Origin of the sequence: Roseateles saccharophilus (assembly GCF_031458095.1) — a bacterium.
Lineage (GTDB): Bacteria > Pseudomonadota > Gammaproteobacteria > Burkholderiales > Burkholderiaceae_C > Pelomonas > Pelomonas saccharophila_A.
Window position 1 is genome coordinate 309,710 of the sequence record NZ_JAVDXU010000003.1, and the last position, 25,314, is coordinate 335,023.

18 protein-coding genes are annotated in these 25,314 nt (G+C 67.8%); 7 read left to right on the forward strand and 11 right to left on the reverse strand.

Annotation, left to right across the window (positions count from 1 at the left end; translation table 11 throughout):
- Positions 1-60: 60 nt before the first annotated feature.
- Together fdnG and apbC are read right to left on the reverse strand one after the other, a co-directional pair.
- Positions 61-3,132 (reverse strand): formate dehydrogenase-N subunit alpha, encoded by a 3,072-nt coding sequence (gene fdnG, locus J2X20_RS20470; protein WP_310268670.1) that lies wholly within the window; start codon positions 3,130-3,132, stop codon positions 61-63.
- 144 nt (positions 3,133-3,276) lie between these two features.
- Positions 3,277-4,371 (reverse strand): iron-sulfur cluster carrier protein ApbC, encoded by a 1,095-nt coding sequence (gene apbC / locus J2X20_RS20475; RefSeq protein WP_310268673.1) that lies wholly within the window; start codon positions 4,369-4,371, stop codon positions 3,277-3,279.
- A gap of 116 nt (positions 4,372-4,487) precedes the next feature.
- Here apbC and J2X20_RS20480 point away from each other — a divergent pair, with 116 nt between their 5' ends.
- From J2X20_RS20480 to J2X20_RS20490, 3 genes are all read left to right on the forward strand, one after another.
- Entirely contained in the window at positions 4,488-5,381 is an 894-nt protein-coding gene (locus J2X20_RS20480; protein WP_310268675.1) for a DUF3034 family protein, read from the forward strand.
- A 21-nt stretch (positions 5,382-5,402) separates the two neighbouring features.
- Positions 5,403-5,849, forward strand: coding sequence for a group I truncated hemoglobin (locus J2X20_RS20485; RefSeq protein WP_310268677.1), 447 nt, complete (start codon positions 5,403-5,405; stop codon positions 5,847-5,849).
- A 62-nt stretch (positions 5,850-5,911) separates the two neighbouring features.
- Positions 5,912-8,155, forward strand: coding sequence for a TonB-dependent receptor plug domain-containing protein (locus J2X20_RS20490; RefSeq protein WP_310268680.1), 2,244 nt, complete (start codon positions 5,912-5,914; stop codon positions 8,153-8,155).
- Between the two features lie 646 nt (positions 8,156-8,801).
- On the opposite strand, the gene J2X20_RS20495 is transcribed toward J2X20_RS20490, so the two are convergent.
- Both J2X20_RS20495 and J2X20_RS20500 read right to left on the reverse strand, forming a co-directional pair.
- Positions 8,802-10,721 carry a bifunctional diguanylate cyclase/phosphodiesterase gene (locus tag J2X20_RS20495; protein WP_310268683.1) on the reverse strand — a complete coding sequence of 640 codons (1,920 nt, stop codon included), beginning with the start codon at positions 10,719-10,721 and terminating at the stop codon, positions 8,802-8,804.
- Positions 10,722-10,734: 13 nt separating this feature from the next.
- On the reverse strand, positions 10,735-11,322 hold the full coding sequence (locus tag J2X20_RS20500; protein WP_310268685.1) for a transglutaminase-like cysteine peptidase: 588 nt from the start codon (positions 11,320-11,322) through the stop codon (positions 10,735-10,737).
- A 253-nt stretch (positions 11,323-11,575) separates the two neighbouring features.
- Here J2X20_RS20500 and J2X20_RS20505 point away from each other — a divergent pair, with 253 nt between their 5' ends.
- A complete protein-coding gene (locus tag J2X20_RS20505; RefSeq protein ID WP_310268688.1) occupies positions 11,576-12,472 on the forward strand; it encodes an HDOD domain-containing protein in 897 nt (298 codons plus the stop codon).
- Positions 12,462-13,034 (forward strand): hypothetical protein, encoded by a 573-nt coding sequence (locus tag J2X20_RS20510; RefSeq protein ID WP_310268692.1) that lies wholly within the window; start codon positions 12,462-12,464, stop codon positions 13,032-13,034. The genes J2X20_RS20505 and J2X20_RS20510 overlap by 11 nt, the downstream gene beginning before the upstream one ends.
- Here J2X20_RS20510 and J2X20_RS20515 read toward each other — a convergent pair.
- The 3 genes from J2X20_RS20515 to J2X20_RS20525 form a co-directional block, all read right to left on the reverse strand.
- A complete protein-coding gene (locus J2X20_RS20515; protein ID WP_310268693.1) occupies positions 13,031-13,243 on the reverse strand; it encodes a hypothetical protein in 213 nt (70 codons plus the stop codon). The two genes, J2X20_RS20510 and J2X20_RS20515, sit on opposite strands and share 4 nt — an antisense overlap.
- 84 nt (positions 13,244-13,327) lie before the next feature.
- Positions 13,328-14,434: an NAD-dependent epimerase/dehydratase family protein gene (locus tag J2X20_RS20520; protein ID WP_310268696.1), complete on the reverse strand. Its 1,107-nt coding sequence runs from the start codon at positions 14,432-14,434 to the stop codon at positions 13,328-13,330.
- Positions 14,431-15,753, reverse strand: a complete 1,323-nt coding sequence (locus J2X20_RS20525) for an NTP/NDP exchange transporter (protein WP_310268699.1) — start codon at positions 15,751-15,753, stop codon at positions 14,431-14,433. Before J2X20_RS20525 ends, J2X20_RS20520 begins: the two co-directional genes overlap by 4 nt.
- 258 nt (positions 15,754-16,011) lie before the next feature.
- Between J2X20_RS20525 and J2X20_RS20530 the strand changes: the two genes are divergently transcribed.
- Entirely contained in the window at positions 16,012-17,361 is a 1,350-nt protein-coding gene (locus tag J2X20_RS20530; protein ID WP_310268702.1) for a YXWGXW repeat-containing protein, read from the forward strand.
- Between the two features lie 28 nt (positions 17,362-17,389).
- Here the strand turns inward: J2X20_RS20530 and J2X20_RS20535 are convergent, their stop codons facing one another.
- Complete coding sequence (locus J2X20_RS20535; protein WP_310268705.1) at positions 17,390-18,319, reverse strand: LysR family transcriptional regulator; 930 nt, start codon at positions 18,317-18,319, stop codon at positions 17,390-17,392.
- A 97-nt stretch (positions 18,320-18,416) separates the two neighbouring features.
- On the opposite strand from J2X20_RS20535, the gene J2X20_RS20540 reads away from it, so the two are divergent.
- Positions 18,417-19,052 carry an FMN-binding negative transcriptional regulator gene (locus J2X20_RS20540; protein WP_310268709.1) on the forward strand — a complete coding sequence of 212 codons (636 nt, stop codon included), beginning with the start codon at positions 18,417-18,419 and terminating at the stop codon, positions 19,050-19,052.
- Positions 19,053-19,095: 43 nt separating this feature from the next.
- On the opposite strand, the gene lpdA is transcribed toward J2X20_RS20540, so the two are convergent.
- The 3 genes from lpdA to aceE are packed head-to-tail and all read right to left on the reverse strand — an operon-like array spanning position 19,096 to position 25,295.
- The gene (lpdA, locus tag J2X20_RS20545; protein WP_310268712.1) at positions 19,096-20,892 is read right to left on the reverse strand and encodes a dihydrolipoyl dehydrogenase; all 1,797 of its coding nucleotides are present in this window, start codon (positions 20,890-20,892) and stop codon (positions 19,096-19,098) included.
- Positions 20,893-20,904: 12 nt separating this feature from the next.
- Positions 20,905-22,563, reverse strand: a complete 1,659-nt coding sequence (gene aceF, locus J2X20_RS20550; protein WP_310268716.1) for a dihydrolipoyllysine-residue acetyltransferase — start codon at positions 22,561-22,563, stop codon at positions 20,905-20,907.
- A gap of 20 nt (positions 22,564-22,583) precedes the next feature.
- Positions 22,584-25,295: a pyruvate dehydrogenase (acetyl-transferring), homodimeric type gene (aceE, locus tag J2X20_RS20555; protein WP_310268718.1), complete on the reverse strand. Its 2,712-nt coding sequence runs from the start codon at positions 25,293-25,295 to the stop codon at positions 22,584-22,586.
- Between the last annotated feature and the right edge of the window lie 19 nt (positions 25,296-25,314).

Sequence of the window (25,314 nt, forward strand, 5' to 3'; positions counted from 1 at the left end):
TGGGCCACTGGCAGTGCCCCCTTGAGGGGGCGCGCGAAGCGCGTAGGGGGCGGACCACGTTCATGCCTTCTCCAAATTCACCGTGAAGCTCTTGAACTCCGGCGTCTGCGTGTTCGCGTCGCCCACGAAGGGGGTCAGCGTGTTGACCAGATAGCCGGGCTTGGCCACGCCGACGAAACCCCAGTGGTTGGGCAGGCCCACGGTGTGCACGCGCTTGCCGTCCACGTCCAGCGAGGCGATGCGCTTGGTGACGACGGCCACGGCCTTGATGAAGCCGCGGTTGCTCGTCACCTTGACCCAGTCGCCGTTGGCCACGCCCTTTTCCTTGGCCAGCTCCTCGCCGATCTCGACGAACTGCTGGGGCTGGATGATGGCCGAGGTGCGCACGTTCTTGGTCCAGTAGTGGAAGTGCTCGGTCAGGCGGTAGCTGGTGGCCACATAGGGGAAGTCCTTGGGCTGGCCGAAGGCCTCCATGTCGCCCTTGAAGACGCGCGCCGCCGGGTTGGATTTGGCCTTGGCGTTGCCCGGGTGCATGGGGTTGGCCATCAGCGGCGTCTCGAAGGGCTCGTAGTGCTCGGGCAGGGGCCCGTCCACCATGCCGCTGGGCGCAAAGAGGCGGGCCACGCCCTCGGCGGTCATGATGAAGGGGCGTACCGCATCGGCATCGGTCGGGTTGGCGTCGGGGCGGATGTCGGGCACGTCGGAGCCGCCCCAGCGCTCGCCGTTCCAGCTGACGAGACGGCGCTTGCCGTTCCAGGGCTTGCCGGTCGGGTCGCAGGAGGCGGCGTTGTAGAGCACGCGCCGGTTGGCCGGCCAGGACCAGGCCCAGTTCAGCGTCTGGCCTATGCCCCAGGGGTCGGCGTTGTCGCGCCGGGCCATCTGGTTGCCGGCCTGGGTCCAGGCGCCGGTGTAGATCCAGCAGCCCGCCGCCGTGCTGCCGTCGTCGCGCAGCAGGCCGAAGCCGCTCAGCTGCTCGCCGGCCTTGGCCAGCACCTTGGTCGTGTCCTTGGGATCGGTCACGTCGGCCAGGGCCTTGCCGTTGTACTCCTTGGCCAGCTCCTCGGCCGAAGGCTTGGTGGGCTGCAGATAGGGCCAGGTCAGGTTGACGATGGGGTCGGGGAAGCTGCCGCCTTCCTTGGCATAGGCGGCCTTCAGGCGGGTGAAGAGCTCGGCGATGATTTCCGGGTCGCCCTTGGCCTCGCCCGGGGGCTCGGCGCCCTTCCAGTGCCACTGCAGCCAGCGGCCGGAGTTGGTCAGCGCCCCGTCCTCTTCGGCGAAGCAGGTCGACGGGAAGCGGAACACCGTGGTCTGGATCTCGGCGCTCTTGACGTCGTTGTGCTCGCCGTAGTTCTTCCAGAACTCCGCCGTCTCGGTGTTGAGCGGGTCGATGATGACGAGGTACTTGAGCTTGCTCAGGCCCGCGACGATCTTCTTCTTGTTGGGGAAGCTGCCCACCGGGTTGAAGCCCTGGCAGATGTAGCCGTTGAGCTTGCCCTGGTTCATCATCTCGAAGGCGCGCAGCACGTCGTAGCCGACGTCCCACTTGGGCAGCCAGTGGTAGCCCCAGCCGTTCTCGGCCGTCGCCGCCTTGCCGAAGGTCGCCTTCATATAGCTGACGAAGAACTTCGGGTAGTTCTGCCAGAAGCTCATCTGGCCGGGGCGCAGGGGCTTCAGGGCGCGCGACTTGTAATAGGTCTCCAGGTCCTGCTCGGCGTCGCGCGGCAGGCTCATATAGCCCGGCAGCGACGTGGACAGCAGGCCCAGGTCGGTCAGGCCCTGGATGTTGCTGTGGCCGCGCAGCGCGTTCATGCCGCCGCCCGGCACGCCGATATTGCCCAGCAGCAATTGCACGATGGCGCCGGTGCGGATCATCTGCGAGCCCATGCTGTGCTGCGTCCAGCCCAGGGCATACATGATGGTCATGGTGCGGTCGGGCGTGGACGTGCTGGCGATGTACTCGCAGACCTTGAGGAACTTGTCCTTGGGCGTGCCGGTGATCTTGCTGACCTGCTCGGGCGTGTAGCGCGAGTAGTGCTGCTTCATCACATTGAGCACGCAGCGCGGGTGCTCCATCGTCATGTCGACCTTGGCGAAGCCCTTGTCGTCGAGCTCATAGCCCCAGGAGGCGGGGTTGTAGCTGCGCTTGGCCTCGTCGTAGCCGCTGAAGATGCCGTCCTCGAACTTGTAGGCCTCGCCGACGATGAAGGTCGCGTTGGTGTAGTTGCGGACGTACTCGGTCTGGATCTTGTTGTTGGAGAGCAGGTAGTTGATGACGCCGCTCAGGAAGGCGATGTCGGCCCCCGCGCGGATGGGGGCGTAGTAGTCGGCCATGGCCGCCGAGCGCGTGAAGCGCGGGTCGACGACGACCAGCCTGGCCTTGTTGTGCTGCTTGGCTTCGATGACCCATTTGAAGCCGCAGGGGTGGGCCTCGGCGGCGTTGCCGCCCATGATGAGCACCAAGTCTGCGTTCTTGATGTCCACCCAGTGGTTGGTCATCGCGCCGCGGCCAAACGTCGGGGCCAGACTGGCCACCGTCGGGCCGTGTCAAACACGGGCCTGGTTGTCGAATACGAGCATTCCCAGGCTGCGCATCACCTTGTGCGTGATGTAGCCCGTTTCATTGGACGAGGCCGAGGCGGCCAGCATGCCGGTGCTGAGCCAGCGGTTGACGGTCTGGCCGGCGGCGTTGGTGGCCTGGAAGTTGGCGTCGCGGTCGGCCTTCATCAGTTTGACGAGGCGATTCATGGCCTCGTCCCAGCTGACGCGCTTCCATTCCGTGGCGCCCGGCTCGCGGATCTCCGGGTACTTCAGCCGGTTGGGGCTGTGCACGAAGTCCAGCAGGCCCGCGCCCTTGGGGCAGAGGGTGCCGCGGTTGACCGGGTGGTCGGGGTCGCCCTCGATGTGGATGATGGACGAGGTGACGTTCTTCGCCTTGTCGCCCAGGCTGTACATGATGATGCCGCAGCCCACCGAGCAGTAGGGGCAGGTGTTGCGGGTCTCGGTCGCCCGGGCGAGTTTGAAGTTGCGCGCTTCGGCGAGAGCCGCCGTCGGCGAGAACCCCAGGGCCACCAGACTGGACGCCGCCAGCCCTGCCCCGCTCACCCGGAAGAATTGCCTCCGGTCCATGTCCATTCGACTGTCTCCTGCGGGCAGCGCCCGCTCTTGTGCAGGAACGAATCAGCAAGCGGCCGTCGCTGGCCGCCGTGACCTGATTTCTTCACAAAGGAGAGGCCTTGTCCAGGGCGGGCAACCCTGGGGGACTGGATCAGTCGGGTATCAGGTGGACTTGGAGATCGAGATGCTCGGGAACTTGGCCGAATAGTCCTTGCCCTGGGCCGCGATCTTGGCCGCGACCTTGCGGGCCAGCGCCTTGTAAAGCCCAGCCACCTCGCCCTCGGGCTCCGCGGCGACGGTCGGCGTGCCCGAGTCGGCCTGGGCGCGGATGCTCATGGCCAGAGGCAGAGAAGCCAGCAGCTCGGTGCCGTACTGGGCGGCCATCTTCTGCCCGCCTTCGGCGCCGAAGATATGTTCGGCATGGCCGCAGTTCGAGCAGATATGCACGGCCATGTTCTCGACGATGCCGAGGATGGGGATGCCCACCTTCTCGAACATCTTCAGGCCCTTCTTGGCGTCAATCAGCGCGATGTCCTGGGGCGTCGTGACGATGACGGCACCGGTCACCGGCACGCGCTGCGACAGCGTGAGCTGGATGTCGCCGGTGCCGGGCGGCATGTCGACGATGAGGTAGTCCAGCTCCTGCCAGCGGGTCTGGCGCAGCAGCTGCTCCAGGGCCTGGGTGGCCATGGGGCCGCGCCAGATCATGGCCTGGTCGTCCTCGACAAGGAAGCCGATGGAGTTGACCTGCAGGCCGTGCGCGATGTGCGGCTCCATGTTCTGGCCGTCCAGCGTCTCGGGCCGGCCGCTGGCGCCCAGCATCAGCGGCTGGCTGGGGCCGTAGACGTCGGCGTCCAGCACGCCCACGCGGGCACCTTCGGCCGACAAAGCCAGGGCCAGGTTGGCGGCCGTTGTGCTCTTGCCCACGCCGCCCTTGCCGGAGGCCACGGCGATGATGTTCTTGACGCCCGGCAGCAATTGCACGCCGCGCTGCACGGCATGGGCGACAACCTTGGTGGAAATGGCCACGCTGACATTGCCGACGCCGGCCAGGCCCTTGGCCGCGGCGATGACGGCGGCGCGCAGGGCCGGGTGCTGGCTGGCGGCCGGATAGCCCAGTTCGATGTCGATGGCGACGTCGGCGCCGTCGACCTTGACCGCCTTGACCGCCTTGGCCTCGCCCAGCGGGCGGCCGCTGCCGGGGTCCACCACGGCTTGCAGCAGGGGTTGCAGCTGGACATCGGAGATCGCGGTCATGGCAGGGAACAGTTCACGGCAAACGGGGCAGGCAGTCTAGCTGGCGGGCGGTTTGCATCCAGTTCATGGGCTTTGTGCGTAGAGTGGGACGGCCTCGCACTGCCGCCGGAGAATCCATGCGCCGACCCGTCCTTCTGCTCACCGCCGCCCTGCTCAGCGCCCCGGCCCTGGCCCAGTCCGGCGGCAAGCTGTTGCTGACCGGCGGCGTGTCCAGCATCGACGGCGCGGCCGGCGGCGGCCTGACGCCCTGGGCCATCACCGGCAGCTACGCCACGGCCGGCGAGTTCGGCGCCACCGCCTTCATCACCCGCGCCAAGACCGGCAACTACGGCCTGCTGACCTATGGCGCGGCCGCCGCCTTCCATGACCGCGTCGAGGTGTCGCTCGCCAAGCAGGATTTCGACACCGAAAGCAATCTCGCACCGCTGGGCCTGGACGGCCTGCACCTGAAGCAGGACATCCTGGGCGTCAAGCTGCGCCTGACCGGCGACGCCGTGCTGGACAGCGACACGCTGATGCCGCAGATCGCCATCGGCCTGGAGCACAAGAAGACCCATGCCGGCAACCTCGGCCCCACGCTGTTCGGCCCGCTGGGCGCCAAGGATTCCGGCACGGACTTCTATGCCAGCGCCACCAAGCTTTTTCTGGCCGAAGGCGTGCTCGTCAACCTGACGCTGCGTGCCACCAAGGCCAACCAGAACGGCCTGCTGGGCTTTGGCGGCGCCCAGGGCAAGGGCTTGCGGTTGCAGCCCGAGTTCTCCATCGCCAAGCTGCTGGCCAAGAACCTGGCCATCGGCTTCGAACTCCGCGCCAAGCCCGACAACCTGAACAACTCCATCCTCGGCGCCGGGGCGCTGAAGGAGGACGATTGGAAAGACGTCTTCGTCGCCTGGGCGCCGAACAAGCATTTCTCGCTGACCGCCGCCTGGGTGGACTTGGGGTCCATCGCCCCGGCCGTGCAGCCCAAGCGCCAGACGGGCAGCTATCTGTCGGCGCAATTTGCGCTGTGACTGCGCTCTGAAGGAAACGTCATGCGCCTCATCGCCCTTGCCTGCCTGCTGCTCTGCTCGACGGCGTTCGCCCAGACGCCGCCGGCCAACGACAGCGTCTACCAGGCCTGGGGCGGCAAGGCAGGCATCCGCGCGGTGATGGACGATTTCGTGCCCCGCCTCGTGGCCGACCCGCGCACGGCGCCCTTTTTCAAGGACGTCAACCGCGAGAACCTGACGAAGCAGCTGACCGAGCAGCTCTGCCAGGAGGCCGGCGGTCCCTGCACCTACCAGGGCGCGCCGATGAAGCTGGTGCACCAGGATCTGGAGATCCGCCGCCGCGACTTCAATGCGCTGGTGGAAATCCTGCAGCAGTCCATGGACGCCAAGGGCATTCCCTTTGCCGCCCAGAACGGCATGCTGGCGCGTCTGGCGCCCATGCACCGCGAAATCGTCACGTCGGTGAGCGATTCGCAGCAGGGTCGGTAAAGAACTTTTTCGTTAACGGCTCGGCCACAAGCCTGCGCGGGCGGCGCGGCACACTGCCGGCCATGCAACTCACCCGCGTTTGCGCGGCCGCCCTGGTGGCGGCCTGCGGCAGCTTTTCCGCTGCCGCCCAGACTCGCCCGGTCCCGCCCGACGCCGCAGCCTCAGCGCCCGCGGACAAACCGACGCCCAAGTCCGAACAGCTCAAACGCGTCGAGATCAGCGGCACGGCCAGCGACGACTCCATCCGCAAGGCCTCGACGGCCAGCAAGATCGTCATCACGCGCGAGGAGATCGAGAAGTTCGGGGACTCGACCCTGGGCGAGATGATCAAGCGCCTGCCCGGGGTGACCACCGGCGGCCGCCCGGGCCGCGGCGGCGACATCCGCATGCGCGGCATGGGCGGCGGCTACACCCAGATCCTCGTCAACGGCGAGCGCATGCCGCCCGGCTTCTCGCTGGACCAGTTGCCCCCCGAGCAGGTCGAGCGAATCGAAGTGCTGCGCGCGCCGACGGCCGAGTACGGCACCCGCGCCGTGGCCGGCACCATCAACGTCGTGCTGCGCGAGGCGCTCAAAAAACGGCTCAACGAGTTCCGCGCCGGCTTCGCCACCGAGCGCGGCAAGATCAGCCCCGGCATCAGCTGGACGCGCAACGACAACTTCGGCGACGGTCACGCCTACAACCTGACCGTCAACGCCATGCGTGGCGAGCGCATCGACAACATCATCAACGACACGCTGACCCACACGGTGGCGAGCAACAGCGACAGCCTGCTGGTCTCGCGCGGCCGCACCGAGGATGAGCGCAGCGCGCTGAACCTGACCGGCCGCGTGCAGTTCAAGCTCAACGCGACCGACAGCCTGGCCATCCAGCCCTTCATCGTATCCACCAAGTCCAGCAGCAACACCCCGCTGCTGCAGACGACGACGCCCCAGCCCAACCCGACGCCGCCCGGCTTCTTCGACCAGGCCGACAGCGACGGCGACAGCCGCTTCACGATGGCGCGGCTGAATACGCAGTGGCAGAGCAAGCTCAGCGCCGACACCCGCGTGGAAGCGCGCGGCGGCATCGGCCGCGCCCGCGGCGAGAGCCACAGCGTGCGCCAGGAGCGCCTGGCCGGTGCGGCCACACGGCTGCAGGACGACAGCAACACCAGCCGCGACAGCAACTGGAGCGCCCTGGCCAAGGTCTCGCACAACCTCGGCGGTGACCACAGCCTGGTCTCCGGCATCGAAGGCGAAGGCACGAGCCGCCACACCAACCGCATCACCCTGGTCAACGGCGCGCCCCAGCCGGGGCTGGACGATTTCGGTGACGACCTCGATGCCTCGTCCACCCGCGTTGCGGCCTATGCCCAGGACGAGTGGAACGTGGGCAAGCAGTGGGACTTCTATGCCGGCCTGCGCTGGGAGGGCATCACGACCCGGTCCAGCGCCGCGAGCTACGACGCACGCAACAAGTCCAGCGTCTTCACACCGCTGGCCCATGCCCGCTACAAGCTCAACGACAAGGGCCGCGACATGATCCGCGCCAGCCTGACGCGCAGCTACCGCAGCCCTCAGCTGCAGGACCTGATCGCGCGGCCCACCATCAACAGCCAGGTGCCCCACCAGGCCAACACGCCCGACCGCGCCGGCAACCCCGACCTCAAGCCCGAGTTGGCCACCGGCTTCGAGGTGGGCTACGAGCACTACCTGACCAAGGGCGGCCTGCTCAGCGCCAATTTCTTCGCCCGCCGCATCACCAATCTGATGCGCAATGTCACGTCGCTGGAGACCGTGCCCTGGGCCGCCACCCAACGCTGGGTGGCCCGGCCGCAGAACATCGGCAAGGCCTCGACGGCCGGTGTCGAGCTGGAAGCGCGCTTTCGCCTCGACGAATATTTCGAGGACGCCCTGCCCATCAATGTGCGCAGCAACTTCAGCGTCTTCACGTCGCGGGTGGACGGCATTCCGGGGCCGAACAACCACATCGACGGCCAGCCCAAGGGCACGGCCAATCTGGGCGCGGACTACCGGCTGCGGTCTCTGCCACTGACCCTGGGGGCTTCGCTGAACTGGACGCCATCGACGACCACCCAGCAGACGCTGATCACCGAGACGACGGCCAGCCGCAAGGCGGTGGTGGACGCGTTCGCGCTGTGGGCCATCAACACCGAGCAGTCGCTGCGGCTGTCGGCGACGAATCTGTCGGCGCTGGATTACTTCACGGGCAGCTTTATCAATACGGGCGATCAGCAGATCACGTCGCGCAGTGGGGGGCCGAGTTATACGCAGTGGCAGATCAGGTGGGAGATGAAGATTTAGTTGTTCGGATGTCTTTGCCTGCGTCCTCATGACTCGCGTGCAGTGCCGCGGGAATCCGCCCCGCGATGGCGGGTAACTTTTCTCTGACGCGCCAGAGAAAAGTCACCAAAAGAGGAGCGCTCAATGCAATCCGCACTCGAGCGGTGGCATGCGCTCGCGATGCTCGGAACTGCGTCGTGCCTACACGCGACCCGCTGCGCTCTCGCTGCTGTCCCTATGACGGGCATCATGGATCGCCACTTCACCACCGTTAACGCCGGCTGCACGCCGGGCTCATCAGGAAATGCCGCGTCGCTGGGGCGACGTGTCGAACGGTAGTGCTCGTCGCGTCGCCCGAGCGACGCTGCCTTTTGGTTTTCTGGTGAGCCCGGCGTGCAGCCGCGCGTTCAGCGGCCCTCTGTTGCGGTGATTGGTGCTGGTGATAGGGACAGCAGCGAGAGCGCAGCGGGTCGCGTCTGGGCGGAATGCCGCTGGCCGTTTTCGCGCGCCGTTCATGGCGTCGTGGTGCTCGTGTGCGGTTCAGGGCCTCTTCTTTGGTGACTTTCTTCTGGCCCCGCAGAAGAAAGTTACCCGGCCGCCGGGACGGACTCCCGGCAATGCATCGATCAGTGGTGCTCGTCGCACAACCAACCGACCAACCAACAACTCACCCCCTCCAGTTCGTCACCCACGGCCCCGTCAACCCATCCAGCTCACAGTCCCACAACGCCTGCGCATCCATCTCGTCCACGACGCCCTCGCCATAGACCTTCAGCGCCAGGCTGCGCAGCATGATGACCATGCCGCGCACAAACGCCGCACGGCCTGCCTCGCCGGCCACGCCGAGCAGCACCGAGGCGTCCAGCTTCACATAGTCCAGCCCGGCCTGATAAAGCTTCTCGACCTGCGCCAACCCGGCGCCGGCGTGCTCCAACCCGAGCTTGACGCCCAGCGGCCTCAGCTGACGACCGAACTCCAGCAGCCGCTCGAAATGCTCGGTCGCCGCCGCCTCGGCCAGGTCCAGCAGCAGCGAGCGCGCCGCCTGCGGCCACTGCGCCAGCAGCTCGCGCAGCTGAGGCAGGAAGGCCGCATCGGCCAGCGACACCGGTGCCACATTGATGCAGCGGGCCTTGCCATCTGCCGCAATGGCCTTCAGGGCCAGGCCCACGGCCAGCAGGTCGACCTGGGCCGTCATGCGCGCCCGCACTGCCAAGGGCAACCAGGCCGTCGCCGGCTCGAACCCGGCATCGAGCTGCAACTGCAGCGGGCATTCAAGATGCAGCACGCGGCCGCCCCGGTCCCGCACCGGGAACTCGACCAGGCGACCCCGCTGCTGGTTGACGGCCTCTTGCAACTGGGCTCGCCACAGGCTCTCGCCCTGTTCGCGGCCAATGCCGGGGTCGGCCACGACCTCGACCACGAAGCCCCCGCGGGCCTCGCTCTGATGCTCGGCGCGAGCCAGCGCAGCATCCGCCTCGCCCAGCCAGACGCTGCTGGGCCTTTCACGCGGCAGCTCGATGGCACCCAGGGCCACCTGCACGCCCGGCCCGAAGGCCGGCAGGCTGGCGCGCAATGCATCAGCCAGCGCATGCGCCGTCTCGGCGGCCACACCTTCGGCGGGCAACCACAGGGCGAAATCGCCACCATTGAGCCGGCCCACGCGACAGCCGGCCACCGATTCCGGATAGGCCTGCAGGGCCGACACGACGGTCAGCAGCACATCATCAACGGCGCCTCGGCCCAGCCGGGAGTTCAGGCCGGACAGGTCACGCAGGCGCACGAGGACGAGGCCGGCGATGGCCGGGCCATCGTCGCGGCGCAGGGCGGCGTCCAGTTCGGCCATGAAATGCTTGCGCGCGGACACACCCGTCAGCGGGTCGTGGTGGACCTGCTCGCGCAGCACCAGCAGCTGGCCGGCCTGGGCCTCGAAGAGGTCGCGCACGCGCTGCACCATGGCATTCATGGCGCGGGTCAGACGCTGCAACTCGGGCACGCGCGGCTCCACGACCTGGCCATAGCTGCCGGCCAGCACGCCCTCGGCCTGGGCCACGGCCGCATCCAGCGGGCGGCGGATGCGCCTCAGGCCCGCCCAGGCGATGACGGCGGCGACGATACCGACGACGAGCAGCCAGGCCAGCAGGCGGCGCGAAGCCAGCCACAGTGTGTCATGGGCATAGCTGGAATGGCTCTTCAGCTCGACGGCGCCGATGGCGTTCCAGCCATTGGACAGCTGGGCCACGCCGGGCGCGGCCTCAATGGGCAACAGATTGCGAAACCAGGACGGCGCCTGGCCCGGGCGCGGCGCCTCGGCGCGCTCGAACAGGGTCTCGCCCTTGGCGCTGCGCCAGCGCACGAACTCGTAGGCGCCGGTGTCGAACTGGGCCGACACCAGCAGCTTGATCAGCTCACGGTCGCCCTGCTGCTGGGACAGGGCCAGGGCCAGGGCCTGGGCGTTGTCGGCGTTCTTGAGCTCGAGCTGGGTGCGCATCAGCTGGCGCGCGGAGACCATGGACAGGCCGACCGCGCCCACCAGCGCGGCCAGCACCACGCCGAGCACGAGCCAGGCGATCTGCCGCATCAACGACATGTCTCAGTCTCCATCATAAAAAGCCTTCCGCCCTGACCTTGGCCACCAGCTCGCGCCACAGCGACAGGCGCGCCAGCGGGTCACCCGCCGTCACCTGGCCCACGCCCTGCCACAGGCCTTCGGTATTGAAGCTGAACACCGGCGTCAGGTCGGTGCGCTGCGACGCGGGCAACACCTCGGGACGCAGGTTGTCCAGGATCAGCGGCTCGGCGTCCGGTTGGGCATAGTAGGCCAGCACCATATGCGCCAGCGACTGGCCCTGCAGCCGCGCCCGCACATAGACCATGCGCAGCTTGGCCGTCGGCACGCCGGTGGCGGCCAGGCTGAAGTATTTGGCGATGGCGTAGTCCTCGCAGTCGCCGGCGCGCTTTTCCAGGCTTTCCAGCGGCGCGGCCCAGTAGTCAGGCACCCCCCAGGTGACGGCATCGTCCCTGAAGGCGAGGCGGCGATTGAAGAAGTCGTTGATGTCCTTGAGACGCTGCAGCTCCTCGCCGGCGCCGCTGCGGTCGATCTGCTTCACCAGGGCCTGGGCCTGCTCGACGACGCGGGGCCCGCGAGCCGCGGCGGCTTCCAGCACGCGCGCCGCGTCGTAGGCTGCCATCGCCAACACCGGCCCCAGCACCAGGACGACCAGCCACCACCGGCTCGGGCGGAGAGCAAAAGCGACGCGAGGCGTGGAAGTGGGCAAGATTGACGGCGGGCAGCGGTTGAATTCACTGTACCCGGCCGGCGCGGGCCTCCAGCACCTCTAAGATTTTTGAGGGTCCTTCGCGCGTGAACTCATGACGCGCAGGAGCCTGGACACTCCGACCATTCCCATTGGCAAGAGACAACGCGCCAAGAACCTAGTCGCTATGCAGAACCCGGCACCTTCCCACGCCCCGCGCGAGCGCACGCAGCAGATTCGCGACGACATCGACCAGTCGCGCCGCCGCGGCCCCCTGCAGCACATCCAGATCCCGCCCTGCCCCGAGCTGCTGGCCCAGCTGCAGCAGGCCATGAGCCAGCCCGAGCCCGACCTCAACCTGGTCTCGCGCATTGCCTCCAGCGACGTGGCCATGGCCGCCACGCTGCTGCGCATCGCCAATGGCCCGCTGTTCAAGCCCGTCGGCCTGCCCTGCACCACCGTCGGTCAGGCCATGACGCGCATCGGCCTGCGCGAAAGCGTGGCCGTCATGACCGGCTTCCTGGCCCAGCACGCCATCCCCGTCAACGCGCCGCAGCTGGCGCGCTTCTGGGAGCGCAGCACCAAGCGCGCCATCGCCATGGCCGTCATCGCCCAGCAGCTGCCGGGGCTGTCGGCCGACCTGGCCCACAGCTTCGGCCTCTTCCTGCATGTGGGCATGCCGGTGCTGATGCAGAGCGTGCGTGGCTACGCGGCCACCATGGTGGAGGCCGGTGCGCGCATCGACCGGCCCTATATCGCCACCGAGAACGCCAATCACAAGACCGACCATGCCGTCGTCGGCGCCCTGGTGGTGCGGGTCTGGAATCTGCCAGCGCCGCTGATGTCGGCCATCCGCCTGCATCACGACTTCGGCGCCCTGGGCCACGACGGCATCGAGCCCGAGATCCACACGCTGATCGCCGCCGGCCTGATCGCCGAGCATCTGATGCGCCGCCACGAGGGCCTGCCCGAGGATGCCGACTGGGCCGGCCACCACCAAGCGGCCATGGACTGGCTGCACATCGGCTGGGACGAGCTGGCCCAGTGGGAAGAAGCCATCACGGCCCAGTTTGATGCGGCTTGAGCTCCCGCGGCTGCGCGTCGTCGTCCTCGCCGCCATGGTGGCGGGGGCGCTGGCCACGGTCGGCTGGTGGGCCTTCGGCCCCGCTGGCGTCGCCGTCGAGCTGACCCAGCGCAGCTGGCGCATGGAAATCATCGTCGAGCGCCTGCGCTTGGAGAGCGGCTCGGACTGGTGCGATGAACTGCCCGAAGGCGCCTTCGACATCAGCCGACGCACCATCGTCGACCCGACAGGAAAGCGTACCGAACCCAGCGAACATTGCCGCTACAGCCTGCTGGCGTGGCGGCGCAGCTGGATCGTCAAGAGCGAGGGCGGGCCGGACGACCGCCCCGACTGGCCGCGCCCGCCACTGCGCATCGCCCCGCCCGGCCAGCCCGGCAGCGAGCGCCTGGGCAAGCGCGAGGCCTATTTCGAGATCGAGCTGCGCGACTGGGAGAACCACGCCTGGGTCTGCCGCCTCGACCCCGAGCATTGGAAGCAGCTGCGCGTGGGCATGCGCTTTCGCATACCCGTGGACCGTTTCGGCACGGCCAACTGCCCGGCGATGTATGCGTCCAGGCTCTAGTGGAACAACTGCCAGGCCGCCACGACGACGTGGCCCCAGAGCGTCAGGTTGAAGACCAGCAGCGTGAAGGCGCGCAGGAAATTCCACAGCTTGCGCGCGCGGTCGAGGGCTTCGTCGGCGCCGGTGAAGACGTAGACGCCCATGTAGAAAGCCGAGGGCAGCAGGGTCGCGGCCATGATCAGCGCCATGAGCCAGTAGAAAAAGGTCATGGCGAGCATTGTCGCGACGCCGCGCGAGCCCCGATCCCGGCATTAGCCCGAGGCCTTGCCTGATTCAGGGCCGGGTCTTGCGCCTCAGCCCGCCTTGGCCGCCTTCCAGCGCTTCAGGATCTCGGCCTCCTGCTCGGGCGTGAAGGCCATGCGGGTGCGGCCCTTCTCTTCCTTCAGCTGGCCCTGATACCAGGCCAGGGTGTCGCCCACCGTCTGCTCGACGGGGCGAAAGCGCAGGCCGGCCTTCACGGCGCGGCCGTTCTGCCAGGTGTGGAAGCCCTTGCTGTCGCCGACATAGGGCGCCCAGATCGGGAAGCCGATGTCCTCCTGCTTGGCGACGAACTCACCGGGGATCCAGGTGATCGTGCCGGCCGCGGGCGTGGCCTTCTGGCAGGCCGTGATGACGCGGCCCCAGTTCATCGGCTTGTCGGGGCCCAGGGCATTGAACTTGCCCATGGTGCGGTTCTCCACCATCAGCACCAGCCATTCGGCCAGGTCGCGCACATCGATGAGCTGCAGCGGATCGGTCGGCGCGCCGGGCACGGCGATCTCGCCGCCCTTGTCGAAGCGGGCCGGCCAGTAGGTGAAGCGGCCGGTCGGGTCATCGGGCCCGACGATGAAGCCGGGGCGCACGACGGTGGTGCGGCCGGGCAGCGCGGCTTCGGCGGCAGCCTCGCAGGCGGCCTTGAGCCCGCCGTAGTTCTCGAAGTTCTTGCCCATCTCTTCAACCTTGGGGTCGGCGAGCACGGCCAGCGGCGTGTCCTCGTCGCCGCCTATGGGGCTGGGCTCCTTGTAGCAGCTGATGCTGGAGATGTAGATGTACTGCTTGACGCGCGGCGCCAGCAGCTGGGCCGAGGCGCCCACCATGCGCGGGTAATAGCCCGAGTCGTCGATGACGGCATCCCACTCGCCCGTCTCCAGCGACTTGATGCCCTCGCCCTTCAGCGGGTCGCGGTCGCCCTGGCGCTTCTCGATATGGGGGAAGAGGCCGGGGCGCGTCTTGCCGCGGTTGAAGAGGGTCAGCACGTGGCCACGCTTCTCGGCCGCCTCGACGATGGCCGGGCCGAGAAAGCCCGTGCCGCCGAGGATGAGGATGCGCTTGGGCGCGGGTGCGGCCGCCGCGAAGGCGGCGCCGGGCAGCAGGGTGGTGCTCATCTGCAGGACCTGTCGGCGTGAAACGGTGATCTTCATGTGAGAGTCTCCTTGTGATGGAAGGGCAGCGCAGCGGCGTCGGCATGCTCGCGATGGCGGCGGTTGACGAGGCGTCCCAGCCAGCCCGCGACGGCAACCCAGGCGCCGGCACAGCCCAGGGCGGCGAGCGAGACGGGCACGAGCAGGGCGCCGAACACGGTCGGCGCCCACACGCCGAGGAAATCGCCGCCGCGAAAGACGAAGGTGTCGATGAAGGCCTTGGACTTGTAGCGCTCCTCCGGCCCCAGCGGGATGTAGAGGATCTCGCGCGCCGGCCGGTCGACCGCGTAATGGATGCCACGTCGCAGCACCTGCACCAGGGCCAGCGCCAGGAAGCTGGGCCACAGCGCCAGCGCGCCGAAACCGACGGTGGTCAGCAGCGGCAGCACCAGCAGCACGCCCGATACGCCGATGCCACGCAGCAGTCGGCTCGTCAGCAGCAGCTGCACGGTCAACGTCAGCACATTGGTCCAGAAGTCCAGCTTGGCAAAGGCCGCCGTGCGCTCGGCGGGGCTGGCAAAGCTCCTGGCCACGATGTCGCCCTGCATCAGGTAGAGGAAGGTGGAGGCGACCGTGAACAGCAGCATGTAGGCGCAGATCAGCTGCAGATAGCGCGAGCCTGCAATGGCCAGCACGCCGGCCTTGAAGTCAGGCCCCGGCTCGCGCGCCTGCTGGGCTTCGCCCGCCGACAGCCCGAAGTGGGCGGCCAGGCGCAGCATGAAGAACACCGCCAGCTCCAGGCCCAGCACGGCCAGCAGCATCAGGCCGGCGACCGACACCTTGAAGCCCCAGCTGCCGCTGCTGGCCACTTCCGTCACCGCGGCGCCGACGACGGCGCCCAGCGTGCCGCCCATGGAGATCATGCCGAACAGGCGCTTGCCCTGGTCCTCGCTGAAGACATCGGCCATCAGGCTCCAGAACACAGACACGACGAAGAGATTGAAGACGCTCAGCCACACATAGAAGGCATAGCCGAGCAGGCTGCCGCCGTGGCCGGGCAGCGTGTGGAAGAGAGCGGCAAACACCAGCAGATTGGCGGCGAAGAAATGCGCCACCCACGGGATGAAGCGCTTGCGCGGCAGGCGCGACACCAGGGCCGCGTAGATGGGGTTGACGACGAGCATGACGACCAGGGTCGTCGTCATCAGCCAGGGCAACCAGTCGGCCCCGCGCGCAATGCCCATGGCCTCGCGCACGGGGCGCAGCAGGTAGAGGCTGAGCAGCAGGAAGAAGAAGTAGGCCGCCGCACACAGCAGGGCGCGGCCTTCGCCGGGGCGCAGCAGCACCAGGCTTTGCAATCTCGAGATCAGGGCCGTCATGCCGCGATTTGCGCACCGGCTGTTGACTGCTGCGATTCGTCACGGCGGGTAATCCCGACGCACCGCGGCAAAACCGCCGGAGTGTCGAAAGCAACAGGCGGCAAAAGGGACTCCCCGAAGCCATGCCAGGCGACTCCACGCTGGCGCATTTGCTTACTCGCTTGCAGGAATCCGTCTCGCCTGCCGTTCCAGCGGATCGGGGTCAACCTGAAGGCGGCGCACGGCATTGAAAAGGCCCCTCGGCTACCCGTTCCCGCCATGTCACTCAAATCCACCCTCGCTCCATTGGCCGCCGCACTCGTGGCGGCCTTGCTGGCCGGCTGCGCGCAACCGCACCTCGTCGCCGTTCGCGCCGACGTCGGCATGAACGCTCCGGCGCCCGCATGGACAGCCCCGCCACCGCAGCCTGCGATCAGCGTCTACATCGAGCCCCCGCTGGTCCAGCCGGCCCCCGTACTGGTGGACGTGGCACCGCCACCGATGCTGGTCGAGGCGCCGCCGCCACAGCCCATGGCCGAGGCCGTCTGGGTGGGTGGCTACTGGGGCTGGCAAGGCCGGTGGGTGTGGTGCGCCGGCCGCTGGCTGCCGCCGCCGCAGCCGGGCTACCACTGGACCCAGCCCTACTACGAACACCGTGACGACGCGGTGGTCTTCGTCGCCGGCCACTGGGCCGCAGCGGGCGTGAACTTCACGCCGCCAGCGCCGGGGCTGCACCTGTCGCTGCAGGTCTCGATCGGCGGCGGCGACCGGCCCGTCGGCCCGCCCGGAGTGTTCGTGCCGCCGCCTCCCGGCTCGCGCCCGGGCCTGGTCATCCCCGCCCCCATCGGCACGCCGCCCGCCGTGGTCGTCAGCGCGCCGCCGGTCGTCCATGTGGGCATGCGCGTCACGAACAACATCACCCGCAATACGACGACGGTCAACAACATCAGCAATGTCACGAACATCACCAACGTGACGAACGTGACCGTGGTGGCCCCGCCGACCGCGACGGCCAACGGCAAGGCCTTCCAGACCAATGTGCCGGCACAGGCCCACCTTGCGGCCGCGCTGCCGGCCCAGGTGCATGCCCAGGCACCGCGACCGGCCAGCCTGACCCCGGTGGCCAGCTTCAGCGCCGGTCATCCGCCGCCGGCCTTGCCTGCGGCACAACCCGTTCGCCTGGAGGCTGCTCAGCACGCCGCAACGCCCGAGCCGCATGCAATGCCCCCGCAGCCAAAGGCCGTCCAGGGCGCGGATTTTGCCCAGCCGGCCGCCGCTTCGCCCCGCGCGGCAGCAGAGACGCCGCACGCCATGCCCGCGTTCGAGCCTCCGCGCCCGAGACCTCAGGAGGATAGGCCGCCGGAGCCCCCTCACCCGCAGCAGCCCAGGCCGAAGGACCTGCATCAGCAGTCGCCGCACCCGGAGCCGGCGCGCGAGACCTTCAGGGACGAGGCGGCACGTTCGCAGCACCACGATGCGCCTGCGGCGCCGCCTCACCCGCCACAGGCCAAGCCACCGGCCAAGGCGGCTCCCCATCCGGAAGGCCGCCACGACGAAGACCGCGGCGAACACAAGCCGCATCGCAAGGACGAGGAGCGCCGCGAGTCCCGCAGCGAGGAAGCGCGCTGAAAGACAAAGGCCCGCCGCCGGATCACCATCATGTCGCGGGTCGGCGTCTGTCAGCCTGCGGGCTGCGCCCTTCGATCAACGGCATTAACGCCCGCGTGCCCTCGTAGAGATGCTCGAACAGCTTCTTGACGCGCGGCACCTGGCGCAGCTCGACGCGGGTCAGCAGCCACAGCTCGCTGCGCCAGTCGCGCGGCGGATCGATGACGCGACGCAGCTCGGGATCGGCATCGCCGAGATAGCAGGGCAAGGCACCCAAGCCCATGCCGGCTCGCACCAGCTGACGTACATGGGCCAGGCTGTTGGTGCGCACCGCGACCTGACGGCCCAGGCCCTGGTTCTCCAGCCAGCGGGCCGAGGCCAGATGCGCCAGCTCCTCGTCCACCCCGACCCAAGGCTGCAGGTCCAGGGTCTGGGCACTGACGCCACCGAGCTTGCGCGATGCGTAGACCGTGGCCTCGACCCGTGCCAGGCGACGCCCGACCAGCGGCTCGGGCGGCGGGCCGCCGGAGCGCAGCGCGACGTCGGTTTCGCCTTGCTGCACGTCCAGCAGTGCATTGCCGCTGCGCACCTGCAACTGGACCTGATGCCGCGCCTGATAGCTGGCCAGCAGCGGCGGCAGCAAGTCCTGCATCCAGGTGTCGGCCGCGCTGAACCTCAGCAGGCCGCCGGGCCAGGCCTCCCGCCCCCGCAGGCTCTCGGTCACGACGTGCAGCTCGCGCGCCATGCGGCGCGACAGCTCGACCAGTTCGGCCCCGGCGCGCGTCGGCACATAGCCACTGCGCAGGCGCTCGAACAGGCGCAGGTCCAGTTTCTTCTCCAGGGCCCGCAGGCGGCGGAACAGCGTGGCATGGCTCAGGCCGCCAGCGTCAGCGGCCTTGGCCAGACCGCCATGGCCGGCGATCAGCTGCAGCAGGCGCAGATCGTCCCAGTTCAGATCGTGTGGGGTGGGCGATGTCATGGGCAGCAATTTTGCAATGCTTGTTTGCAAATTCGCTCATGAGATGGGCGCGAACGATTTCTAGACTGAGGCCCTCTGAACACAACCCGACGCTGCCATGTCGATGTACGAACAACTGCCCTTCCAGCCCGCCAACCCGGGTGAGATCGACCGCCTGGTGGCCGACTTCCCGCTGGCCACCCTGGTCAGCGCCGACGAAGGCCGCATGCTGGCCACGCCTTTGCCGCTGATCCTGCAGCGCGACGCCGCCAGTGGCGAGGCGCAGCTGATCGGCCATCTGTCGCGCCACAACCCGCAGTTCGCCATGCTGCAGCGCCAGCCGCGGGCACTGGCCAGCTTCACCGGCGCCCAGGGCTATATCGCCAGCAGCTGGATGAACAACCGCCGCTATGCGCCGACCTGGAATTACGAATTCGTCCAGTTCGAGCTGGACGTAACCATCGAGGACAGCCCGGAGCAGCTGCTGCGTGCCCTGGACCTGCTGAGCGCCCACGTCGAGGCGCCCTTCCCCAAGCCCTGGCAACCCAGCGAGATGGGCCCGCGGCTGGAGCAGTTGGCCCGGTACATCGTGCCCTTCAGCGCCCGCATCCTGGAAACGCGGGCCCAGTTCAAGCTGGGCCAAGGCGACCCGGCCGACGCGCGAGCCGACGCCTATGCCGGCCTGTCCCGCTACGGTAACCACCAACTGGCCGCGGCGATGCGGCGGCACGAAGAGTTGCTGCGGGAGGCATGAAAAAGGGCCGGCAATGCCGGCCCTTCTGGTGGTCGCGCTGCGCTTACTTCTTGCGCACCGGCGGCACGTCCGTGCAGGAGCCGTGCGCCACTTCCGCGGCCATGCCCAGGCTCTCGCCCAGCGTCGGGTGCGGGTGGATGGTCTTGCCGATGTCCACCGCGTCCGCGCCCATCTCGATGGCCAGTGCGATCTCGCCGATCATGTCGCCGGCATGGGTGCCGACGATGCCCCCGCCGATGATGCGATGGCTCTCGTCGTCGAAGATCAGCTTGGTGAAGCCCTCGTCGCGGCCGTTGGCGATGGCGCGGCCCGAGGCCGTCCAGGGGAACAGGCCCTTGGTGAACTTGATGCCCTTGGCCTTGGCCTCGTCCTCGGTCATGCCCACCCAGGCCACCTCGGGGTCGGTGTAGGCCACGCTCGGGATCACGCGGGCGTCGAACTGGCTCTTCTTGAGCTGGTCGTCGCCCAGGATCTCGCCGGCGCAGACCTCGGCCGCCACATGGCCCTCATGCACCGCCTTGTGGGCCAGCATGGGCTGGCCGACGATGTCGCCGATGGCGAAGACGCTGGCGACATTGGTGCGCATCTGCACGTCGACCGGGATGAAGCCGCGGTCGCCGACGATGACACCGGCTTTCTCGGCACCGATCTTCTTGCCATTGGGCGTGCGGCCCACGGCCTGCAGCACGAGGTCGTAGCGCTGCGGCTCCTTGGGCGCGCCCTCGCCTTCGAAGGTCACCCAGATGCCGTCAGGCTTGGCCTCGGCGCCCACCGTCTTCGTGTTCAACATGATGTTGTCGAAGCGGTGCTGGTTGAACTTCTGCCAGACCTTGACGAGGTCGCGGTCGGCGCCCGTCATCAGCGTGGGCAGCATTTCGACGACGTCCAGGCGGGCGCCCAGGGTCGAGTACACCGTGCCCATTTCCAGGCCGATGATGCCGCCGCCGACGATGAGCATCTTCTGCGGCTTGACGCCCATCTCCAGCGCGCCGGTCGAGTCGACGATGCGCGGGTCCTGGGGCAGGAAGGGCAGGCGCACGGCCTGCGAGCCGGCCGCGATGATGAGGCGCTTGAAGCCCACGGTCTGGGCCGCGCCGGTCTTGGCCTGGCCCACGGCGCCTTCGGTCGCCTCGACCTTGAGGTGCTGGGCGTCCAGCACCGTGCCGACGCCGCGCAGCACGGTGACCTTGCGCATCTTGGCCATGGCGTTGAGGCCACCGGTCAGCTTGCCCGTCACCTTGTTCTTGTGGGCGCGCAGCTTGTCGATGTCGACCTTGGGCGGATCAAACGCGACGCCCAGGTCGGCCATGTGGCTGACCTCGTCCATGACGGCCGCCACGTGCAGCAGGGCCTTGGACGGGATGCAGCCCACGTTCAGGCAGACGCCGCCCAGCGTCGCGTAACGCTCGACGATGGCGACCTTGAGGCCGAGGTCCGCGGCGCGGAAGGCGGCCGAATAGCCGCCCGGGCCGCCGCCGAGGACAACGACGTCGAAGGCCTGGTCGGCGCTGCCGCTGTAGGTGGCAGCAGCAGGGGCTTGGACGGGCGCTGCAGCAGGCGCGGGCGCTGCGGCGGCAGGGGCCGGCGCGGGTGCAGCCGCGTCACTGCTTTCCAGGGACAGGATGACCGAGCCCTTGGCGACCTTGTCGCCGATCTTGACCTTGAGCTCCTTCACGACGCCGGCGGCGCTGGAGGGGATCTCCATCGAGGCCTTGTCGCTCTCGACGGTGATCAGGCTCTGCTCGACCTTGACGGTGTCGCCGGCCTTGACCAGCACCTCGATGACGCCGACTTCGTCGAAGTCGCCGATGTCGGGAACTTGAACTTCAACCAATGCCATGTCCGTCCCCAATCAGAGTGCGATCCGACGGAAGTCGGCAAGCAGCGATGCGAAGTACACGTTGAAGCGTGCAGCCGCGGCGCCGTCGATGACGCGGTGGTCCCACGACAGCGACAGCGGCAGGATCAGGCGCGGCTGGAAGGCCTTGCCGTCCCACACGGGCTCGATCGAGCTCTTGCAGACGCCCATGATGGCCACTTCCGGCGCGTTGATGATGGGCGTGAAGTACTTGCCGCCGATGCCGCCCAGGGACGAGATCGAGAAGCAGCCGCCGCTCATGTCGGCCGGCCCCAGCTTGCCGTCACGTGCCTTCTTGGCCAGCTCCGACATCTCGGCGCTGATCTGGAAGATGCCCTTCTTGTCGGCGTCCTTGATGACGGGCACGACCAGGCCGTTGGGCGTGTCGGCGGCGAAACCGATGTGGAAGTAGTTCTTCAGCACCAGGGTGTCGCCATCCAGCGAGCTGTTGAACTCGGGGAACTTCTTCAGCGCCGCGACGGCCGCCTTGATCATGAAGGCGAGCATGGTCACCTTGATGCCAGCCTTCTCGTTCTCCTTGTTCAGCTGGACGCGGAAGGCCTCGAGCTCGGTGATGTCGGCATCGTCATGGTTGGTGACGTGCGGGATGACGACCCAGTTGCGATGCAGGTTGGCGCCCGAGATCTTCTTGATGCGGGACAGCTCCTTGCGCTCGACGGCACCGAACTTCTCGAAGTCGACCTTGGGCCAGGGCAGCAGGTTGAGGCCTGCGCCACCACCACCGGCGGCAGCGGCCGGAGCCACTGCCTTTTGCGCGGCGGTCTGCACCGAGCCCGACATGACGGCCTTGACGAAGCCCTGGATGTCGCTCTCGACGATGCGGCCCTTGGCGCCGCTGCCCTTGACTTCGGCCAGCGGCACGCCGAGCTCGCGGGCGAGCTTGCGGATGCTGGGCGAGGCGTGCGGGAGCTGGCCCGTGGGAGCCGTCGGCTGGTGGGTCGGCAGCGCGGCGGCAGCGGGTGCAGCAACCGGAGCGGCGGCCGCGGCCACGGGGGCGGCAGCTGCAGGCGTTGGCGCTTGAGCGGGCGCGGCAGCGGCAGGCGCCGGCGCACCACCCGTGGCGGCCACGCGGGCCAGCGGCGAACCCTTGCTGACCTTGTCGCCGACCTTGACCAGCAGTTCCTCGACGACGCCGGCATGCGATGACGGGATCTCCATCGAGGCCTTGTCGCTCTCGACGGTCACGAGGCTCTGCTCGACCTTGACGGTGTCGCCGACCTTGACCAGCAATTCAATGACGGCCACTTCGTCGAAGTCGCCGATATCGGGCACTTCGATGGTGACGGGGCCACTGCTTTGGGCAGGCGCTGCAACCGGAGCGGCTTGCACCGGTGCGGGTGCGGCAGCAACCGGCGCCGGTGCGGCGGCAGCAGGAGCCGGAGCCGCGGCAGCGCCCTCGCCTTCCACGATCACCAGCACGCTGCCTTCCTTGACCTTGTCGCCGACAGCGACCTTGATCTCCTTGACGACGCCGGCCTGCGAGGACGGAATCTCCATCGACGCCTTGTCGCTTTCCACTGTGATCAGGCTCTGCTCGACCTTGACGGTGTCGCCGACCTTGACCAGCACCTCGATGACGCCGACCTCGTCGAAATCGCCGATGTCGGGAACCTTGACTTCAACCAATGCCATGTTTGTGTCTCCCCCGGGGCTCAGGCGTAGAGCGGGTTGATCTTGTTGATGTCGATGCCGTACTTGGCGATGGCTTCGGCCACCTTCTCGACCGGGATCGCGCCGTCATCGGCCAGAGCCTTCAGTGCGGCGACGACGATGTAGTGGCGGTTGACCTCGAAGTGCTGGCGCAGCTTGGAGCGGAAGTCCGAGCGGCCGAAACCGTCCGTGCCCAGCACCTTGTAGGACCGATCCTTGGGGATGAAGGCGCGGATCTGCTCGGCGTAGTTCTTCATGTAGTCGGTCGACGCGATGACCGGGCCCTTGGTATGGCCGAGCTGCTGCGTGACGAAGGGCACGCAGGCCAGCTCGGTCGGGTGCAGCAGGTTCCAGCGCTCGGCGTTCTGGCCGTCGCGGGCCAGCTCATTGAAGCTCGGGCAGCTCCAGACATTGGCGCCAATGCCCCAGTCCTCTTCCAGCAGCATCTTGGCGACCTGGCTTTCGCGCAGGATGGTGCCGGAGCCCAGCAGGTTGACGCTCAGCGGCTTGGACGCATCGGCCTCTTCCAGCAGATACATGCCCTTGAGGATCTGCTCCTCGGTGCCGGCCTTGAGGCCCGGCATCGGGTAGTTCTCGTTCAAGAGGGTGATGTAGTAGAAGACGTTCTCCTGGTCTTCCACCATGCGCTTCAAGCCGCGCTGCATGATGACCGCCACTTCGTGCGCAAAGGTCGGGTCATAGGAGATGCAGTTGGGGATGGTGTTGGCCAGGATGTGGCTGTGGCCGTCCTCGTGCTGCAGGCCTTCGCCATTCAGCGTCGTGCGGCCGGACGTGCCGCCCAGCAGGAAGCCACGGGCCTGCATGTCGCCGGCAGCCCAGGCCAGATCGCCGATGCGCTGGAAGCCGAACATCGAGTAATAGACGTAGAACGGGATCATGACCCGGTTGTTCGTCGAGTACGACGTGGCCGCGGCGATCCACGAAGCCATGCCGCCCGCTTCGTTGATGCCTTCCTGCAGGATCTGGCCGGCCTTGTCCTCGCGGTAGTACATGACCTGGTCCTTGTCGACCGGGGTGTAGAGCTGGCCCTTGGGGTTGTAGATGCCGATCTGGCGGAACAGGCCTTCCATGCCGAAGGTGCGGGCCTCGTCGACGAGGATGGGCACGACGCGCGGGCCGATCTCCTTGTCGCGCAGCAGCTGCGTCAGGAAGCGCACATAGGCCTGGGTCGTCGAGATCTCGCGGCCTTCGGCGGTCGGGTCCAGCACGGCCTGGAAGTGCGAGAGATCGGGCGCCTTGAACTGCTCGTCGGCCTTGGCACGGCGGCTGGGCAAGTAGCCGCCCAGGGCCTGGCGGCGCTCGTGCAGATAGCGCATCTCCGGCGTGTCGTCGGCCGGCTTGTAATAGGGGATCTTGGCCAGCTCGCTGTCCGGGATCGGGATGTTGAAGCGGTCGCGGATGTACTTGATGTCCTCGTCGGTCAGCTTCTTGGTCTGGTGGACGGTGTTCTTGCCTTCACCGGCCTTGCCCATGCCATAGCCCTTGACGGTCTTGACCAGCAGCACGGTGGGCTGGCCCGTCTTGTTGTTGTGGGCCTTCTCAAACGCGGCGTAGACCTTCTCGGGCTCGTGGCCGCCACGGCGCAGCTCGAAGATCTCTTCATCGCTCATGTGGGCGACGAGCTTGGCCGTCTCGGGATACTTGCCGAAGAAGTTCTTGCGGACGAAGGCGCCGTCGTTGGCCTTCATGGCCTGGTAGTCGCCGTCCAGCGTCTCCATCATCAGCTGCTTGAGCTTGCCGCTCTTGTCGCGCGCCAGCAGCTCATCCCAGCCCTTGCCCCAGATCAGCTTGATGACGTTCCAGCCGGCGCCGCGGAACTCGCCTTCCAGCTCCTGGATGATCTTGCCGTTGCCGCGCACCGGGCCGTCCAGGCGCTGCAGATTGCAGTTGACGACAAACACCAGGTTGTCGAGGTTCTCGCGCACGGCCAGGCCGATGGCGCCCAAGGACTCCGGCTCGTCCATCTCGCCGTCGCCCATGAAGGCCCAGACCTTGCGGTTCTCGGTGTTGGCGATGCCGCGGGCATGCAGATACTTCAGGAAGCGCGCCTGGTAGATCGCCATCAGCGGGCCGAGGCCCATGCTGACGGTCGGGAACTGCCAGAAGTTGGGCATCAGCTTGGGATGCGGGTAGCTGGACAGGCCCTTGCCGTCGACTTCCTGGCGGAAGTTGTCGAGCTGTTCCTCGGTCAGGCGGCCTTCCAGGTAGGCGCGGGCGTAGATGCCGGGCGCGCTGTGGCCCTGGATGTAGAGGCAGTCGCCGCCATGGTCTTCGCTGGCGGCATGCCAGAAATGGTTGAAGCCGGCGCCGAACATGCTGGCCACCGACGCGAAGGAGCCGATGTGGCCGCCCAGGTCGCCGCCGTCCGCCGGGTGCAGCCGGTTGGCACGCACCACCATGGCCATGGCGTTCCAGCGCATATAGGCGCGCAGGCGCTTCTCGATCTGGATGTTGCCGGGGCAGCGAGCTTCCTGGTCGGCCTCGATGGTGTTGACATAGCCCGTCGTGGCCGAGAACGGCAGGTCGATGCTGTGCTGGCGGGCATGCTCCAGCATCTCCTCGATCAGGAAGTGGGCACGCTCGGCACCTTCCCTGTCGATGACGGCCGAGAGGGCGTCCAGCCACTCCTTGGTTTCCTGCGGGTCCTGGTCGTTCGCGGCGGCGCCGAGAAACTCTTGCGGCTGGGCTGACATGGCCTGTCTCCTGAAGATT

Excerpts from the sequence above, each read along its gene's own strand:
- J2X20_RS20535 (WP_310268705.1), bottom strand. The coding sequence starts at position 18,319 with ATGACATCGCCCACCCCACACGATCTGAACTGGGACGATCTGCGCCTG.
- J2X20_RS20525 (WP_310268699.1), bottom strand. The coding sequence starts at position 15,753 with ATGACGGCCCTGATCTCGAGATTGCAAAGCCTGGTGCTGCTGCGCCCC.
- J2X20_RS20510 (WP_310268692.1), top strand. The coding sequence starts at position 12,462 with ATGCGGCTTGAGCTCCCGCGGCTGCGCGTCGTCGTCCTCGCCGCCATG.
- aceE (WP_310268718.1), bottom strand. The coding sequence starts at position 25,295 with ATGTCAGCCCAGCCGCAAGAGTTTCTCGGCGCCGCCGCGAACGACCAG.
- J2X20_RS20530 (WP_310268702.1), top strand. The coding sequence starts at position 16,012 with ATGTCACTCAAATCCACCCTCGCTCCATTGGCCGCCGCACTCGTGGCG.
- apbC (WP_310268673.1), bottom strand. The coding sequence starts at position 4,371 with ATGACCGCGATCTCCGATGTCCAGCTGCAACCCCTGCTGCAAGCCGTG.
- aceF (WP_310268716.1), bottom strand. The coding sequence starts at position 22,563 with ATGGCATTGGTTGAAGTCAAGGTTCCCGACATCGGCGATTTCGACGAG.
- J2X20_RS20505 (WP_310268688.1), top strand. The coding sequence starts at position 11,576 with ATGCAGAACCCGGCACCTTCCCACGCCCCGCGCGAGCGCACGCAGCAG.
- J2X20_RS20520 (WP_310268696.1), bottom strand. The coding sequence starts at position 14,434 with ATGAAGATCACCGTTTCACGCCGACAGGTCCTGCAGATGAGCACCACC.
- J2X20_RS20540 (WP_310268709.1), top strand. The coding sequence starts at position 18,417 with ATGTCGATGTACGAACAACTGCCCTTCCAGCCCGCCAACCCGGGTGAG.
- J2X20_RS20515 (WP_310268693.1), bottom strand. The coding sequence starts at position 13,243 with ATGACCTTTTTCTACTGGCTCATGGCGCTGATCATGGCCGCGACCCTG.
- J2X20_RS20495 (WP_310268683.1), bottom strand. The coding sequence starts at position 10,721 with ATGTCGTTGATGCGGCAGATCGCCTGGCTCGTGCTCGGCGTGGTGCTG.
- J2X20_RS20500 (WP_310268685.1), bottom strand. The coding sequence starts at position 11,322 with ATGGCAGCCTACGACGCGGCGCGCGTGCTGGAAGCCGCCGCGGCTCGC.
- J2X20_RS20485 (WP_310268677.1), top strand. The coding sequence starts at position 5,403 with ATGCGCCTCATCGCCCTTGCCTGCCTGCTGCTCTGCTCGACGGCGTTC.
- J2X20_RS20490 (WP_310268680.1), top strand. The coding sequence starts at position 5,912 with ATGCAACTCACCCGCGTTTGCGCGGCCGCCCTGGTGGCGGCCTGCGGC.
- J2X20_RS20480 (WP_310268675.1), top strand. The coding sequence starts at position 4,488 with ATGCGCCGACCCGTCCTTCTGCTCACCGCCGCCCTGCTCAGCGCCCCG.
- lpdA (WP_310268712.1), bottom strand. The coding sequence starts at position 20,892 with ATGGCATTGGTTGAAGTTCAAGTTCCCGACATCGGCGACTTCGACGAA.